Genomic DNA, 14,942 nt, shown 5'->3' on the forward strand with positions numbered 1-14,942 from the left:
GCCACCGCTGCAGCGGTGGCGGGCCCCTCGTGTGAAGGCCGTCCGGACGCCGCTTCCCCGACGGCGTCCGGACGACCTGGTCTGCAGCCTACGACGAGGAGGCGGGGTGCCTCACGTCGTGTGCCCTGATCGTGACCTGCGCCTTCGCCCCGGACGCTCAGACGACCTGGTGCAGCCAGGTGGTCTGGCTGCCGTCGCCGGCGTAGCGGTAGACCTCGAGGTCGGCGTCCCAGGCCGCGCCCAGGAGCTGGTCGACGCCGTGGCGGAACGCCTCCGCCGAGGTGGCGGTCGCGGCGAGCGTGCGCAGCTGCTGCTCGGTCACCACGATGTCGCCGTTGGCGCTCGTGGGTGCGCGGAAGACGCCGTGGCCGGGCACGTAGGACATCCGCTCGCCGTCGTTGCCGTGGCTGGCCTCCTCGGTCACCTCGAAGCGCAGCATCGGCCACGCGCGCAGCGCGGCGACCAGCTTGGCGCCCGTCCCGGGTGAGCCGGTCCAGGCGACCTCGGCACGGTAGGCACCGTGCGCCGCGGGCTGGTCGGCCCACGACAGGGAGACCGGCGCGCCGATGACGCGTTCGAGCGCCCACTCGACGTGCTGGCAGAGCGCCTTCGGGCAGGAGTGCACGAAGACGACACCCTGGGTAGACCGTCGCTGCACGAGGCACCTCCATCGACTCGATCGGTCTCGTCTTCCCCAACGGACGATCGATTCGGTGACAGGCTGTGGTCAACGGCGGCGGACCAGGGCTTCCGGTGACAGTGTGCACGATGAGGTGCCGGTCGCGCCAGTGCGGATGCAGCGACTGTTCCGGATGTGACCACACCCGCCCCGCGCGTCACGGAAGTGCAGGTCAGCGCCATACCACGACCACCGGCGCGGCGTCCAACCCGGGGGCGGACCGCCCTGACGGTACACCGTGGCACCCGTCACGGGCCGTTGCGGGGCCCTGTGTCGCATACGGAACTCCGTCGACCGCCGGTCACGCTCGGTGAGAACTGCGCGGGGGTGTCGGTCACCCTGCGAGATCGGCGACCCGGTCCCCGCCGGCCGCCTTGGCCCGGTACATGGCCTCGTCGGCGTGGTGCAGCACGCCCGCGACGTCGTCGCCGGGGTGGACGAGGGCGCAGCCCACGCTGCCGGTCACCCCGAAGCCGGCGCCGACCTCCGCGACGGCGGCCCGCAGGCGGTCGGCGAGCAGGACGTCGTCGGCGGGCAGGAGGGAGCCGGCGAGGACGGCGAACTCGTCGCCGCCGAGCCGGGCGACGGTGTCGGTCTCGCGGACCACCCGCCCCAGCGCGGCGGCGACCGAGCGGAGGACCTCGTCACCGGCGGCGTGGCCCCGCTGGTCGTTGACCGCCTTGAAGCCGTCCAGGTCGACGATGCAGACCACCGCCCGCTCGCCCCGGCCGGCGAGGCGCACGGCGCGGCCGACGCGGTCGAGGAAGACCCGGCGGTTGGGGACGCCGGTGAGCGGGTCGGTGGTGGCCAGCGCCTCCTGGGTGCGCAGCAGCAGCACCTGCCGGTCGTGGGCCGCCCACTGGTTGGCCGAGGACAGCGTGCAGATCAGCGTGACCGTCCCGAGCACGGTGGCCACCAGCAAGGAGTGCGCGTCCGGCGGGCCGGCGACCAGGGTCGCGTACGCGGTGGTCATGAGCGTCCCGGTGAGCACCACGCCGGCCGGCGGGTAGGCGACCGCCATGTAGACGAGGACCAGGAAGAACACCGCCGACAGCGGGCTGTCGGTGCCGCCGTCCAGGCGCGCGGCGGTGGCGACGATGGCCGTCACCGCCGCCGTCCAGGCGTAGAACAGCAGCGGGCCGCGCAGGTCGCGGACGATCCGGTGCAGCGGCAGCAGGAGCAGCAGGGGCGTCAGGACGACGACCGAGCCGGCCAGCGTCAGCAGCACGGGGTGCCGGTGACCGGGCGTCGGGGTGGTCAGGGTGTAGACCAGGCAGGCCCAGCCGGCGATCTCGCTGAGCAGCACGCCGGTGTGCACGTGCCGGACCCAGAAGTGGGCGCGCTCGTCGTCCTCGGCCAGCGGCCGGTACAGGCCCGCGCCGAGCCAGGCGGGCGCGGGACGCCGCGGCCGGCGCGGGGTCCCCGCCCCGGCGCGTCGCACTCCCGTCCCGTCCACGGTCGGGTTCTCGGCCGGATCCGTTCCGTTCTCCACCCGGACGTACGTGCCGCTCCCCCGGCGGGGTGGGTAGGGGCCCGGGCATGGGACGGGACGACGCGACGCACGGGATGGCCGACGCCGGCCGGGACGTGGTGGGGCCGATGGTGCTCGGCGCCTGGGACGCCTTCCTCGAGCAGGCGGCCGCGGTGGACCTGGCGCGGCCGACGCGGCTGCCGGGCTGGCGGGCGCACGAGGTGTGCGTGCACCTGGGCTGCTGGCCCGACCACGCCGCCCTGGCCGACCTGGCGGCCTCCGCCCGGGCCGGCGGCACCGGGACGCCGGCCGACGTCGACGCGACCAACGCCCGGGTGACCGCCGCCCACCGCGACGCCTCGCGGGAGGAGGTCCTCGCCGCGCTGCGCCGCAACCGCGAGGCGACCGAGCGCTACCTGGCCGAGGAGCCCGAGGAGCTGGACACCGCGCCCGCCGTCTCCACGGTGGGGCGGCTGCCGATGCTGTCGGTGGTCCTCGGCCAGGCCTACGAGCTCGCGGTGCACGGCCTGGACCTGGTGCCGCTGGGCGCTCCCCCGGTCCCGGCGCCGGCCCTGGACGCCGGGCTGGCCGCGCTGGCCGACGTCACCGGCGCGCTGGCCGCCTCCTCGGGCATCACCGGCGGCGCCGCCCTGGTCACCCCCGGCGGCGGGTGGGTCTTCGCGGCCGACCCGCCGGGCTGGACGGTCCGGCGGGTGGGCGGCGCGCGTCCGCGCGGCGCCGTCGTCGAGGCCGCGGCCGACGTGCTGCTGGAGGCGGCGTCGGGGCGGACCAACCCGGCCGCGGCGCTGGTGCGGCGCCGGCTGCGGGTGCGGGACCTGCCGGAGCTGATGCGGCTGGCCCCGATCGTCGAGTCGGCGCCGGGCATCCCCGGCGGGCCGATCCTGGCGCTGGCGGCGCGGACCGTCGGGGGCGCCGGCGACCTGCTCGGCCGGTTCCGGGGGCGCCGCTAGCAGGCGCCGCCCAGCGAGATGCCGTGCGCCTGCAGCCACGGCATCGGGTTGACCCGGCTGGCGTACAGCCCGCCCTCGTGCACCTCGAAGTGCAGGTGCGGACCGGTGGACTGGCCCTTGTTGCCGACCTCGGCGATCTGCTGGCCGGCGCTCACGACCTGCCCGGCCGAGACGAAGAACCGGTTGACGTGGCCGTAGAGGGTGATCGAGCCGTCGTCGTGCTGGACGTAGACGGCCTGGCCGAAGCCGCTGGCGGGCCCCGCCTGCAGGACGACGCCGCCCTCCGGGGCGAACACCGGGGTGCCGATCGGGGCGGCGATGTCGACGCCCTGGTGCATGGTCCCCCAGCGCGGGCCGTAGCAGGAGGTCACGCGGCCGGTGGTCGGGGCGATGCCGCCACCGGCGGTGGACTGGACGTTCACGGCGGCCTGCTGCTCGGCGGCCTGCTGGGCCTCCCAGGCGGCCTCGGCCTCGGCGATGCCGCGCAGCCGCAGCAGCTCGACCTCGGCCGCGCGCAGCTGCTCGTCCAGGCGAGCCTTCTCGCCGGCCAGGGCGTCGTAGTCGCCCTGCGCCTGGGCCAGCCGGGCGTCGGCGGCGGCCTGGGCCTCCGCGGCGGCCGCGGCGGCGGCGTCGCGCTCCTGGACGGCGGCGCGGGCGGCGGCGTCGGCCTCCTCCTCCTGGGTCTCGAGCAGCTCGTACTGCTGGAGGGTCTCGGCGCGCTGGGAGCCGAGCAGGTCGAGGGTGGCGGCGCGCTCGAGGACCTCGCGGGGGCCCTGGCTGTCCAGCAGCACCGAGGCGGTGCCGCCGAGGTCTCCCCCGCTGCCCATGTAGGCCTCGCGGCCGAGCTCGACGACCTCGTCCTGCGCCTGCGCGACGGCGTCCCGCGCCGCCTGCAGCTCGGCGGCGGCCACGGTGGCGGCCTCCTGGGCGGCGGCGAGCTCGGCCTGCGCGACCAGCGCGGCGTCCGCGGCGGCCTCGGCCTCGACGGTCATCCGCTGGAGCTGCTCCTCGGCGGCGGTGACCGCGCCCTGGATCCGGCTCACCTCGGCGACGAGGGCGGCCTCGGCGGCCTCGGCCGCGGCGACGTCGTCGTCGGGGTCCGCCATCGCCGGGACGGGCGCCGCCAGCAGGAGCGCGGCGGCCCCGGCGGCGAGCACGGCGCGGCGCAGCCGGCGGGAGGCGGGGCGGGCGGTCCGGTGGTGCACGGTCGCCAAGAGGGCGGCTCTCCCTTTCTCGCGGCCGCCTGCCGGTCGGGCCCGTCCGGGACGGCGACCTGCCCGCGTGTGGCGTCCGCGGGCGCGACCGAGCCGGGGACCTCCGTGCGGTCCCCGCGTCCGGCGCGTGCCGGGACGGTCAGGCGGAGTCCGGCCGGGGTCCCCGTCGGTCCGAGGCGCAGCGGCCCGGCAGGACCGCGGGCGAAGGTACTACGGATGGGACGGGTGAGGTCACGGGGACATAACGGCCCCCGCGTGTCCGCTTGCGCTCTCAACCGTTCTCCTACCCCGACGACCTGCGTGTCTCACCATGCGTGCCCGGATTGACACCCCGTGTCACTCCTGCCTCCGTGGCATGTCCCGCGGTGTCCGGGCTCACAGGTCCGTCACAGGAACCGCGGGCAGGCTGGCCGGCCGGACCGGCTCTCGTGGGGAGGAACGACATGGACGGGACCCCGATCCCAGGACCGACGACGCCGTTCGACGGCCGGGCGCGGTACACGGCCGCCGTGAACGGCACGGCGCGGCCGGGCGCCGCACCGCAGGCGCCGCCGGTGCGCGCGACCGACGCCGACCGGCTCGCGACGGTGCACCGCCTGCAGGACGGCATCGCCCGGGGGGCGCTCACCCCCGACGAGGGCGGGGACCGGATGGCGGCCGCCTGGGCCGCCGTGCACGTCCGCGACCTCGCGCCGCTGACCGCCGACCTCCCGCCGGTGGCGGCCCCGCCGCGGGTGGCGGCGCCGGGCTGGCGGCCCCTGGGGCTCATGGCCTGGGAGCAGGTGCGGACCACCGTGGCCGGGGCGCGCGCCGGCCGTCCCGCGGCGGTGCGGATCGCGCTCGTGGGCCTGGTGACCCTGCTGGTGCTCGTGGCGTTCGGCTCACTGGTGCTGCACGGCCTGGCGGAGGGCCTCGGCGGGGGGCCGGACGGGTTCGGCGGCGGTCCGGGCGGGTTCGGCGACGGGCCCGGCGGGATCGACGGCTTCGGCGACGGGCCCGGCCGGGGCTGACTCCCCCGGCCGGGCCCGCCCGCGCGCGGGTCAGGCGCTGTCGGCGGTGGTCCCGTCGCCGGGGACGGTGCCGTCGTAGAACTCGGGCGGCGTGCCGGGGAAGCCGCCGGTGCCGCCCGGGAGGCCCTGCCCGCCGCCGGGGAGGGCGTGCCGCCGACCAGCGCGGGCCGGACGGGCAGGACCGCCGGGAGCAGCAGCGCCGTCGCGCCGAGCAGGCCGCCGAGCGGCTCCGGCAGGACGTCCGGCGGCCGCAGGAGCGACTGGGCCGGGGCGCCGAGGCGATCGCCGCCACCGAGAGCGGTGTCGCCGCCACCCGCTCACCCTCGCCGAACGGGCTCTGCAGGAGGGCCGCCTCGAGGACGCGCAAGGCTGCTGAGCGAGGCGGCGGCGCTGCGGGCCGTCGAGCACGAGCGGCTGCGGGCGGAGCGCTGGCCGATCGACCCGACGCCCGATCCCACGGACGCGGCGGGCACCGGGCAGCGGCGGACCGCGGCCGACCGGGCCCTGGACGATGCGGCCCGGCGGCGGGAGCGAGCCGGCGACCGCCGGCGCGCAGCGGCCGTGCGCCGCGAGACGGCGGCCCAACTGCGCGACGAGGTGGCCGCCGAGCGGGACCGGCAGGCCGCGGAGCGGGCCGTGGCCGCCGAGTGCCGGGAGGCGGCCGCTGACGAGCGTCGTGCCGAACACAGGCGGTGGACGGGCCAGCCGGCCGCGCCGGCCGGCGGTAGGCCTCCTGGAGAGGGCGAGGAGCAGGAGGCCATCGACATCGAGGTCGAGGCGAGCTACCGCGGATGGATCGAGGACGACCGGGCACGGGCCGCGGGCGACCGAGCGGCCGACACGGCCGACCGCCGCGCGGCCGAGCAGGACCGGCTCGCGGCGCAACAGGATCGCGAGGCCGCCCGCGCCGACCGCGAGCAGGACAGCCGGGACCAAGCGGCGGCCACGGCGGACCGCGAACGAAGGGACGGCAGATAACGGCCAAGAAGCTGCCATCTGACTGCGGCCAACGAACTCACCACGAGGCGGCTTCTCGGCACACCAGGAGGCCAAGCCCTGCCCGGTGACGTACCCCGAACCCCGCGAACGGACGCTCTCTGCCGAGCACCGGGCAGGGCCCTTGTTCGTACCCACAACAGGCCCGAATGGAACCGGTCGGCGACGACCTGGGGACCGAATCCAGGGACCGGCGCAGGCACGGCCGGGCGCGGTGGTCCTGGGCCGGGTGCGGCCGGCGCTGCGGCACCCTGGCGCGCCGGAACCCGTGGCGCGCAACTCGGCGGGCGAGCATGGTTCTCCCTGGGCCGGTCTCGGGCCGGTCCAGGCTCGCGGGCGCTGGGCACCGCCGGTGGCCGCGACGGTGGGCGAGGAGAGCCCGATGGTCGAGTCGACGGCAGATGCGGCGCCGCCGCGGTTGAGTCCCCGCGAGTTCCCGGTGCTCCAACGGCTGGGCGACGCGCAGTCGACCAGGCAGATCGCGGCCGGTCTCGTGCTGTCGACCAACACCGTCCGCGGCCACGTACGCACGCTCATCCGCAAGCTCGCGGCAACCGGCCGGGACGACGCGGTCGCCGCGCCGGGCGCGGGGACTGCTGTAGCCCGGCTCCGCGCACCACGGGGCTCGACACGTGCACGGGGCCCGTCCCGTCGAGGTCAGCGACGCCGCCGGCGACCGGCCACCGGTGCCGGCCGTGGGCCGGGACGCCGCCGACGGCGGCCTCGGGCTGCACCCGGTCGCGCGTCTGAGCACCTCTCACGGCTGGATCGCCCGCGACGGCCGCAAGCACGTCTGGGCTCACGTGACCCCTGCCGACCCGGTGGACACCGCCGCCGGCTGACTCGACCGCGCCGCCACCCGCGGCCGGAAACCGCCGCACACCGGGCACACCGGCCCGGTGACTGCCCAGCCCGCGTCCCATCCGCTGCACCTGCCCGGCGCGGTGACGCTGCAGCGCGAACCCGACGGGCTCGTGCTGCACCTGACCGGTGAGGTCGACGCCGCCGTCGTCGGCCGCTTCACCGCCGACCCCGACCACCAGCCGACGCCGGTGGCGGCCATCGACGCCGGCGCGGTCACCTTCATCAGCTCCGCCGGCCTGGCCCTGATGCTCCGCTGGGCCCAAGCCGCCGGCGGCGGGCGCCCGGTGCTGCTGCGCCGCTCGGCGCGCTGTGTCGACCGCGTGCTGCAGCAGACCGGTCTCGACGCCCAGTTCTCCCGCTGACCGGCGCTGGGCGCAGCGGGGGACGTATCGCCCGAACCGTGGCGGCCGGATGGTCACCCGCCGTGTTGTCCGGCCGGTGCCGTAGCTCAACCCGGTGCGGTCAGCGGTCGCTGTCGGCGTCCTCACGCAACTGATCGGTCGGCAGGCGGGCTCGACCAGATCGCCGGCGACACCGTCGGCGGTACGGCCAGCGACGTAGGCGTAGCCGCGGAGGGCCGCGAGTCCGGGCACCCTCCGTCGATGGCCGGTGTCACGGTCCTCGGGTGGGCTCGGTCAGAGCAGCCCGAGGTCTCGGGCTCGCGGCACCACCTGCTGCCGGTCAGTGACGTCCAGCTTGGCGCGGAGGCGGTGGATGCGAGTGCGGGCGGTATTCACGGAGATCGACATGGCTGCGGCGATCTGGGCGGTCGATCGGCCCTGGGCGAGCAGGTGCAGCGCGTCGAGTTCGCGGGCGGAAAGGATCGGCCGTCCGTCGGAACGGGCGACGTCGGGTGCGGCCGCGGGCGGGTCGTGCATGGCTGCGCTCCGTTCCCCACGGTCGCGCCGGGGCCGGCCGCTCCCGGTCCGGTGCGACGGATCCTCTGCAGCACCCCGGGGACCGGCGACCTGTTCAGGCGGCGCAGCTCCGGGTGTCGCCACGGTAGGAAGTCGCAGGTAGGCCCGCTTTCCCGATGAGGCCGCTTTACTTGCGGATGCGGGCCACCAGCGGAGGGAGCCGGCATGGAGCGCCTCGTCCGCTACGCGGCGCTGACCGGCTACCCGGAGGTAGCCCGCTCCGTCGGCCTGGACCCGGCGCGGTTGATGGCCGCAGAGGGGCTGGACCTCGGCGCGCTGGCCGAACAGGACCGGTGGGTCCCTGCGGCGCCGGTGGCCCGGCTGCTGGAGCGCTCGGCGACAGCATCCGGCTGCGAGGACCTCGGCGTGCGGATGGCGGGCTACCGGCGGCTGTCGGCCCTGGGCCCGCTCAGCGTGGTGCTGCGCGAGGAGCCGGACCTGCGCAGCGCGTTGGACCTGCTCATCCGCTACGAGCACGCCTACAACGGCGTGCTGGACCTGCGGCTGCTCGAGGCCGACGGGCTGGCGACGGTGCAGGTGTGGTTGAACTTCGGCGCGCCGGTCCCCGTCCGCCAGTTCCTCGACGGCACCACGGCCGTCCTGGTCGGCGTCGTCCGCAGCCTGGTGCGGGCGGACTGGCAGCCGCTGTCGGTGGTCTTCGCCCACGGCCCACCGGCCGATCCCACGCTGTTCCACCAGGTGTTCGGCCCGGGATTGCGGTTCGACGAGCCGTTCACCGGGGTGGCCTTCCCGGCGCGTGACCTGGGGCTGCCGACGGTGACCGCCGATCCGGGGATGCGGGCGTACGCCCGCCGGCTACTGGAGACCGTGCCCGCCCCGCGGCCGACCAGTCCCACCGAGCAGGTCCGTTCGATGGTCGAGGTGCTGTTGCCGACCGGCCGCTGCTCGCTGGTGCACGTCAGCCGCTCGCTCAACATCCCGCCGCGCACGCTGCGGCGGCACCTGGCCGAGGAGGGTGAGACCTTCTCGACGATCGTGCACGCCACCCGCATCCGGTGGGCCGAGCGGTACCTGGCCAACGACGCCTACTCGCTGACCCGGATCGCACACCTGCTGGGATTCGCCGCTCCCAGCGCGTTCTCGGTCTGGTTCCGCGGGCAGTTCGGCGCCACCGCGACCGAGTGGCGCCGGCGCGCGCAGTGCCGCCCGGCGCCGGGCCCGCCGCTGGAGGACGGGGTCGGCGACCGTGGCTGACGCCGTCCCCGACCCGCCGGTCCCTGGGGCGGCCCGGTCGGGGTTCCCCGGGGTCGTCTTCGCGCTGGCGTTCGCGCTGCTGCTGTCGGACTTCATGTGCCGGCAGGTCCTCGTGGCGGTGTTCCCGGCGCTCAAGGCCGAGTGGGCGCTGAGCGACACCGAGCTCGGGGCGCTGAGCAGCGTCGTCGCGCTCACCGTCGCGGTGCTGACCGTGCCGCTGTCGCTTCTGGCCGACCGGTACGGCCGCCGCCGCGCCGTCCTGCTGATGGCCGGGCTGTGGAGCCTGGCCACGCTGGGCTCCGCGATGGCCGCCGGCTACGGGCAGCTGCTCGGCGCCCGCGTGCTCGTCGGCGTGGGCGAGGCCGCTTACGGCAGCGTCGGCCTGGCCATCGTGCTGGCGGTCTTCCCCGCACACCGACGGGCCACGCTGTCCGGGGCGTTCACCGCCGGCGGCTCGTTCGGCGCCGTGCTCGGGATCTTCTGCGGCGGGGCGCTTGCCGACCGGTTCGGCTGGCGCCCGGCCGTCGCGGCGATGGCCGTGCTCGGCCTGGTGCTGCTGGTGGCGTTCCGGCAGCTGGTCACCGACGACCGGCTCACCCGCCACGCCCAGCCCGACGCGGCCTACGGTCCGCCGGGCGCGCGGACGCCGGCGCGGCTGTCCGCGGTGCTGTCCCCGCCGGCGGTGCTGTGCGCCTACCTCGGCAACGGGCTGCAGCTGTTCGTCGCCGGCTCCCTCATCGCATGGCTGCCCAGCTACCTCCACCGCGCCTACGCGCTACAGGCCGGTACCGCCGCCGCGCTCGCCGCAGCCCTGCTGCTGCTGATGGGCGTCGGCATGATCGGTTGCGGGCTGCTGAGCGACCGGCTCGCCCGCACCCGACCGGCGCGCCGCTGGACGACCGCGGTCAGCTTCGTCGCAGCCTCACTGGTCCTCCTCGGCGTCGGCTTCTCCCTGCCCGTCGAGCCGGTGCAGCTGGCCCTGATCGGCGCCGGGGCCTTCTTCGCCGCCGGCACCTCCGGTCCGGCCGGTGCCCTTGTGGCGGAGCTGACTCCCGCGTCGGTCCGGGCCAGCGCGCTGGGCGTGCTCGCGATGGCGAACAACCTGATTGGCCTGGCTGCCGGCCCGGTGATCACCGGCGCGCTGGCCGACCGACTCGGCCTGGCCGCTGCGCTGCGGTGGGTGCCGGTGGTCTCCGTCGTCGCCCTCGCCGTCCTCGCTCTCGGCCGCCGCACGCATCGCGACGGTCTCCACCGCGTCTCCCCCGCCACCTGACCGCGGCGCGCTGCGCCGGCGCGGTGACCGGTCACGACACCAGCGGATTGTCGGCGGGCTGCCCCTGGCCGCCCAGTCACTCGGCGTGTGGGTCAAGACGGTCGCGGCTGATGCACCCGGCGCTTCAGAGGACGCCACGCTGCTGTAGCCGCCGGAGTCGACTCCCGCGCCATGCACGGCACCGCGGAAGCCATGCCGGTGTGGACGCCGCTGCAGATGGCCTAGCGGGTCCGTGACGGGACGTCTGCGCCGCCACGCGACGAGGCAGACCGGCCCGTACACCGCGTACCGCCACCGCGCCAGCGCCGGCCGCTGCTCCAGCTCACCACCCACCGTGTCCGCCCCGCGTTTGCCACAATCAGCGGTGGCACGGCGTGGCACGACCCCACCGCGGCACTCCGCGAGCGGGTGAATGACACACCTATGCCACACGCTTCTCGTGGCAAAACGCGTCCCACTGTCCCTTGCCTGCCGGGCGAATAGGGCGCTGAGCAGGGAAGATGCAGTTCAGGGGCGGTAGCTCAGCCGGTCAGAGCATGGGACTCATAATCCCTGGGTCGTGGGTTCGAGCCCCACCCGCCCCACGTACGGACCCGCAGGTCAGCGCGTCGTCGGGGTGATCAGCCGACGGGGCGCTCGAAGGTCACCAGGATGCCCTCGACGCTGCCGGGCCCGATGCGGCCCTTCACGTCGACGGAGGTGATCGCCTTGAGCTGCCAGCCCTCGCGGGCGTGCTCGTTGAGCACCCTCTCGAGCTTGTCGCCGGACATCTTGCCGCCGATCATGCCCTCGCGGAGCTCCTCGACCTTGTACTCGTAACGGCCGGCCATCGACTGCTCCCCTCGTCGGCGCTCGCCGGGTCAGTCTGTCGGGCCGGACGTCCGCGCGTCCACGACCGCTCCCGCCGCCGCCCGGCCGGTGCCCGCGCGGACGGGGAACACCGAGGACGCACCCCGTGGACGCGACGGTGGCCGACGAGTAGACCGGACCCCTCACCCGAGTGGAGGGAGCGGACATGACCACCACCAGCGGCCAGGAGGCCGGGCAGGTCACCGGCACTCAGGACAAGGACTACAACCTCATCTGGTTCACCGAGCAGTGCCTGAGCAACGCGCTGCGGCTGGAGACCTACATCCAGGACGCCGACCGCGACGGCGACGGCGAACTCGCCGAGCTCTTCCGCAAGGCGCAGGCGGACAGCCGCAAGGGCGCTGAGCGGGGCAAGCAGCTGCTCAGGTCCCGGCTCGGCGGCTGAACCGACCGGGCGCACGCCTCCCGGGGGACCCGGCGCGGGCAGGGCGAGAGCCGTGCCCGACGGCCGGGACTCCTGAGGCGCGCCGCAGGCGAGGACCGCCGCGGCGGGGCGGGTGGACGGCCCGCCCCGCCGCGGCGCGGGCCGGCCGTCGAGCTCGGCCGGCGACTGCTGCCTCTCGGCGATCCGGGCGGTCCGGCCGCCGCGGATCGACGCCGCCAGGCGGTCGCGTCGGAGTCCTGCCCGTCGGCGATCTCGGGCTCGGCCGTCTCCACGGCCCCCTGGTGGTGGGCGACACGGAGTCCTCCCCGGCGGGTCCGCCGGGAGGACTCCGTGTCGCCTCAGCGGGACACCGGCTCCGGCTCGGGCGCGGGAGCCGTCGCCGCGGGCTCGGCCGGGCCGGCGGGCAGCCGCAGGCGCTTGAGCAGCAGCGCGTTGACCGCGACGAGGAACGACGAGCCCGACATCGACAGCGCGGCGATCTCCGGCCGCAGCACCAGGCCGAAGGCCGGCTCGAACACGCCGGCGGCGATCGGCAGCGCGACGGCGTTGTAGCCGACGGCCCAGCCCAGGTTCTGCCGCATCTTCCGCAGGGTGCCGCGGCCGATGGTCAGCGCGGTCGGGACGTCGAGCGGGTCGGAGCGCATGAGCACGACGTCGGCGGTCTCGATGGCGACGTCGGTGCCGGCGCCGATGGCGATGCCGAGGTCGGCCTGCGCCAGCGCCGGGGCGTCGTTGACCCCGTCGCCGACCATCGCGACCCGCTTGCCGGCCCGCTGCAGCTCGGTGATCTTCGCGGCCTTGTCGCCGGGCAGGACGTCGGCGACGACGGTGTCGATGCCGAGCCGGCCGGCGATGCGCCGGGCGGTGGCCTCGTTGTCGCCGCTGAGCACCACGACCTCGACCCCGGTGTCGTGCAGCGCGGCCACCGCGGCGGCCGAGGTGTCCCGCGGGGCGTCGGCCAGGGCGATCACACCCGCGGCGCGGCCGTCGACGGCGACCAGGACGGCGGTGCGCCCGCTGCCGGCCAACTCGTCCCGGCGCTCGCCGAGCGTCCCGAGGTCGACGCCCTCGTCGGCCATCAGCCTGACGTTGCCGACCAGCACCCGGCGTCCGGCGACCTCCGCGGACGCCCCGTGGCCGGGGACGTTGCGGAAGCCGGTGGCGGTCAGGGCCGGCACGCCGAGGCTGTCGGCGTGCCGGGCCACGGCGGTGGCCAGCGGGTGCTCGGACTCCCGCTCGACGGCGGCGGCCAGCGCCAGGACGTCGTCGGGCTCCATCCCGTCGACGACGACGTCGGTGACCTCCGGCTCCCCCTTCGTGAGGGTGCCGGTCTTGTCCATCACCACGGTGTCGATCCGGGCGGCGGTCTCCAGCGCGGTGGCGTTCTTGAACAGCACGCCGCGCCGGGCGCCCAGGCCGGTGCCGACCATGATCGCCGTCGGGGTGGCCAGGCCGAGCGCGTCCGGGCAGGTGATCACGACGACGGTGATCGCGAACAGCATCGCCGTGGCGAACGAGGCCCCGGCCAGCAGCCACACGGCCAGGGTGAGGCCACCGCCGACCAGCGCGACGAGGACGAGCCAGAACGCGGCCCGGTCGGCCAGCCGCTGGCCGGGCGCCTTCGAGTTCTGCGCCTCCTGCACCATCTGCACGATCTGCGCCAGCGCGGTGTCGGAACCGACCCTCGTCGCCCGCGCCCGCAGCGTGCCGGTGGTGTTGACCGAGGCGCCGACGACCTCGTCGCCGGGTGACTTGGGCACCGGCAGGCTCTCGCCGGTGACCATCGACTCGTCGACCTCCGAGTCGCCGTCCTCGACCCTCCCGTCGACGGGGACCTTGGCGCCGGGACGGACCAGCAGCAGGTCGCCGACGACGACCTCGGCGGTGGGCACCTCCACCGGCTGCCCGTCACGCAGCACGACCGCGCGCGGCGGCGCGAGTTCCAGCAGGGCGCGGATCGCGTCGTTGGCCCCGCCGCGGGCGCGCATCTCGAACCAGTGCCCGAGCAGCACGAACGCGGTGAGCACGGTGGCGGCCTCGTAGAAGACCTCCCCGCCGCCCGTCAGCGTGATGACCAGGCTGTACAGCCAGCCCGCGCCCACCGCGACGGCGACCAGCACCATCATGTCCAGCGTCCGGGCGCGCAGCGCCCGCCAGGCGCCGTCGAAGAAGACCCAGGCCGACCAGAGGACCACCGGCAGCGACAGGACCAGCGAGAAGACGTCGTCGCGCAGGCCGAACGGCGCGGGCGCGGTGAAGCCGAGGACCTCCCGGCCGATCGGCGACCACAGCAGGATCGGCACCGACAGGACCGCGGCCACCAGGAACCGGTTGCGCATGTCCCGGGCCATGTCGTCCATCGACATGCCGGCGTGGTGGCCGCCGTGGCCCATCGCGTCCTGGGGCGTCATCCCGCCGTGTCCGCCGGAGCCCATCTCGTGCCCGGCGTGGGCTGCCTGGCCGTCGTGCGCGCGCGGCTCCGCGGCGGGGTCGCACACGTGGCGGGGCACCGACTGCCCGGCGCAGTGGTAGCCGCAGTCACGGACCCACCCGGCGAGGTCGGCCACCGAGGTCCGTGCGGGGTCGTACGTCACCGTCGCGGTCTGGGCCACGGGGTTGGCCTCGACGCCCACCACGCCGGGGCGCCGGCCCAGTACGCCCTCCACGGTCGCCTTCTCCGACGCCCACTGCACGCCGGCGACCTCGAGCACCACCGTCTGCAGGTCCGTGGTCATCGCCCCTCCTCGGCCCTCGGGTACGTCGCGCTGGACGATACCCCTGGGGGGTATGTATGTCCAGGCCGTCCGTGTCCCTCGGTCCCTCGGCCCGCGTGGGCGTCGAGCCGCCGGGCCCGAGCGTGTCGCCGGGATGCGGTGCCGGGCCGCGGCCGTCGCGCTGCTCCACCTCCCGCACGGCGGCGACGGCGTCGCCGTCGACCAGCCCGGTGTTCGCCCACGACAGCGGCGCCCGCAGCGTGGACGAGAACACCACCTCCGGGATCGCCGTCAGGCCGGCGGGACCGGGGTCGTCGGGGATCTCGCCGGCGGAGCCGGACATCAGCCGGTACGTCGTCGCCC

At 76.0% G+C, this 14,942-nt stretch carries 14 protein-coding genes, 1 tRNA gene and 1 pseudogene; 10 read left to right on the forward strand and 6 right to left on the reverse strand.

Annotated features, from left to right (window positions below; all coding sequences use genetic code 11):
- Nucleotides 1–157: 157 nt before the first annotated feature.
- Complete coding sequence (locus tag ACI79B_RS13125; RefSeq protein WP_456930409.1) at nt 158–658, reverse strand: DUF3145 domain-containing protein; 501 nt, start codon at nt 656–658, stop codon at nt 158–160.
- Between the two features lie 355 nt (nt 659–1,013).
- On the reverse strand, nt 1,014–2,135 hold the full coding sequence (locus tag ACI79B_RS13130) for a diguanylate cyclase domain-containing protein (protein ID WP_456930410.1): 1,122 nt from the start codon (nt 2,133–2,135) through the stop codon (nt 1,014–1,016).
- Between the two features lie 83 nt (nt 2,136–2,218).
- Here ACI79B_RS13130 and ACI79B_RS13135 point away from each other — a divergent pair, with 83 nt between their 5' ends.
- Entirely contained in the window at nt 2,219–3,121 is a 903-nt protein-coding gene (locus ACI79B_RS13135) for a maleylpyruvate isomerase N-terminal domain-containing protein (protein WP_456930411.1), read from the forward strand.
- Here the strand turns inward: ACI79B_RS13135 and ACI79B_RS13140 are convergent.
- Complete coding sequence (locus ACI79B_RS13140) at nt 3,118–4,326, reverse strand: M23 family metallopeptidase (protein ID WP_456930426.1); 1,209 nt, start codon at nt 4,324–4,326, stop codon at nt 3,118–3,120. The genes ACI79B_RS13135 and ACI79B_RS13140 overlap by 4 nt on opposite strands.
- A 452-nt stretch (nt 4,327–4,778) precedes the next feature.
- Here ACI79B_RS13140 and ACI79B_RS13145 point away from each other — a divergent pair, with 452 nt between their 5' ends.
- From ACI79B_RS13145 to ACI79B_RS13165, 5 genes and pseudogenes are all read left to right on the forward strand, one after another.
- A complete protein-coding gene (locus ACI79B_RS13145; RefSeq protein WP_456930412.1) occupies nt 4,779–5,345 on the forward strand; it encodes a DUF1707 SHOCT-like domain-containing protein in 567 nt (188 codons plus the stop codon).
- 561 nt (nt 5,346–5,906) lie between these two features.
- Nucleotides 5,907–6,323 (forward strand): hypothetical protein, encoded by a 417-nt coding sequence (locus ACI79B_RS13150; protein ID WP_456930413.1) that lies wholly within the window; start codon nt 5,907–5,909, stop codon nt 6,321–6,323.
- Nucleotides 6,324–6,723: 400 nt separating this feature from the next.
- Nucleotides 6,724–6,903 (forward strand): annotated as a pseudogene (locus ACI79B_RS13155) (LuxR C-terminal-related transcriptional regulator); the annotation flags it as partial.
- Nucleotides 6,904–6,973: 70 nt separating this feature from the next.
- A complete protein-coding gene (locus ACI79B_RS13160; RefSeq protein WP_456930427.1) occupies nt 6,974–7,183 on the forward strand; it encodes a hypothetical protein in 210 nt (69 codons plus the stop codon).
- Between the two features lie 57 nt (nt 7,184–7,240).
- Nucleotides 7,241–7,567 (forward strand): STAS domain-containing protein, encoded by a 327-nt coding sequence (locus ACI79B_RS13165; protein ID WP_456930414.1) that lies wholly within the window; start codon nt 7,241–7,243, stop codon nt 7,565–7,567.
- Between the two features lie 273 nt (nt 7,568–7,840).
- Here ACI79B_RS13165 and ACI79B_RS13170 read toward each other — a convergent pair whose 3' ends face one another.
- On the reverse strand, nt 7,841–8,083 hold the full coding sequence (locus tag ACI79B_RS13170; RefSeq protein ID WP_456930415.1) for a response regulator transcription factor: 243 nt from the start codon (nt 8,081–8,083) through the stop codon (nt 7,841–7,843).
- Between the two features lie 204 nt (nt 8,084–8,287).
- Between ACI79B_RS13170 and ACI79B_RS13175 the strand changes: the two genes are divergently transcribed.
- From ACI79B_RS13175 to ACI79B_RS13185, 3 genes are all read left to right on the forward strand, one after another.
- Nucleotides 8,288–9,337: an AraC family transcriptional regulator gene (locus tag ACI79B_RS13175; RefSeq protein WP_456930416.1), complete on the forward strand. Its 1,050-nt coding sequence runs from the start codon at nt 8,288–8,290 to the stop codon at nt 9,335–9,337.
- Nucleotides 9,330–10,610: an MFS transporter gene (locus ACI79B_RS13180; RefSeq protein ID WP_456930417.1), complete on the forward strand. Its 1,281-nt coding sequence runs from the start codon at nt 9,330–9,332 to the stop codon at nt 10,608–10,610. Before ACI79B_RS13175 ends, ACI79B_RS13180 begins: the two co-directional genes overlap by 8 nt.
- Before the next feature lie 510 nt (nt 10,611–11,120).
- A tRNA-Ile gene (locus tag ACI79B_RS13185) sits at nt 11,121–11,194 on the forward strand.
- Between the two features lie 36 nt (nt 11,195–11,230).
- On the opposite strand, the gene ACI79B_RS13190 is transcribed toward ACI79B_RS13185, so the two are convergent.
- The gene (locus tag ACI79B_RS13190) at nt 11,231–11,440 is read right to left on the reverse strand and encodes a DUF4177 domain-containing protein (RefSeq protein WP_456930418.1); all 210 of its coding nucleotides are present in this window, start codon (nt 11,438–11,440) and stop codon (nt 11,231–11,233) included.
- 185 nt (nt 11,441–11,625) lie between these two features.
- Between ACI79B_RS13190 and ACI79B_RS13195 the strand changes: the two genes are divergently transcribed.
- Nucleotides 11,626–11,865 (forward strand): hypothetical protein, encoded by a 240-nt coding sequence (locus ACI79B_RS13195; RefSeq protein WP_387984865.1) that lies wholly within the window; start codon nt 11,626–11,628, stop codon nt 11,863–11,865.
- A gap of 338 nt (nt 11,866–12,203) precedes the next feature.
- On the opposite strand, the gene ACI79B_RS13200 is transcribed toward ACI79B_RS13195, so the two are convergent.
- A complete protein-coding gene (locus ACI79B_RS13200) occupies nt 12,204–14,600 on the reverse strand; it encodes a heavy metal translocating P-type ATPase (protein WP_456930419.1) in 2,397 nt (798 codons plus the stop codon).
- Nucleotides 14,601–14,942 lie beyond the last annotated feature (342 nt).

This window comes from Geodermatophilus sp. SYSU D00879 (assembly GCF_054050375.1).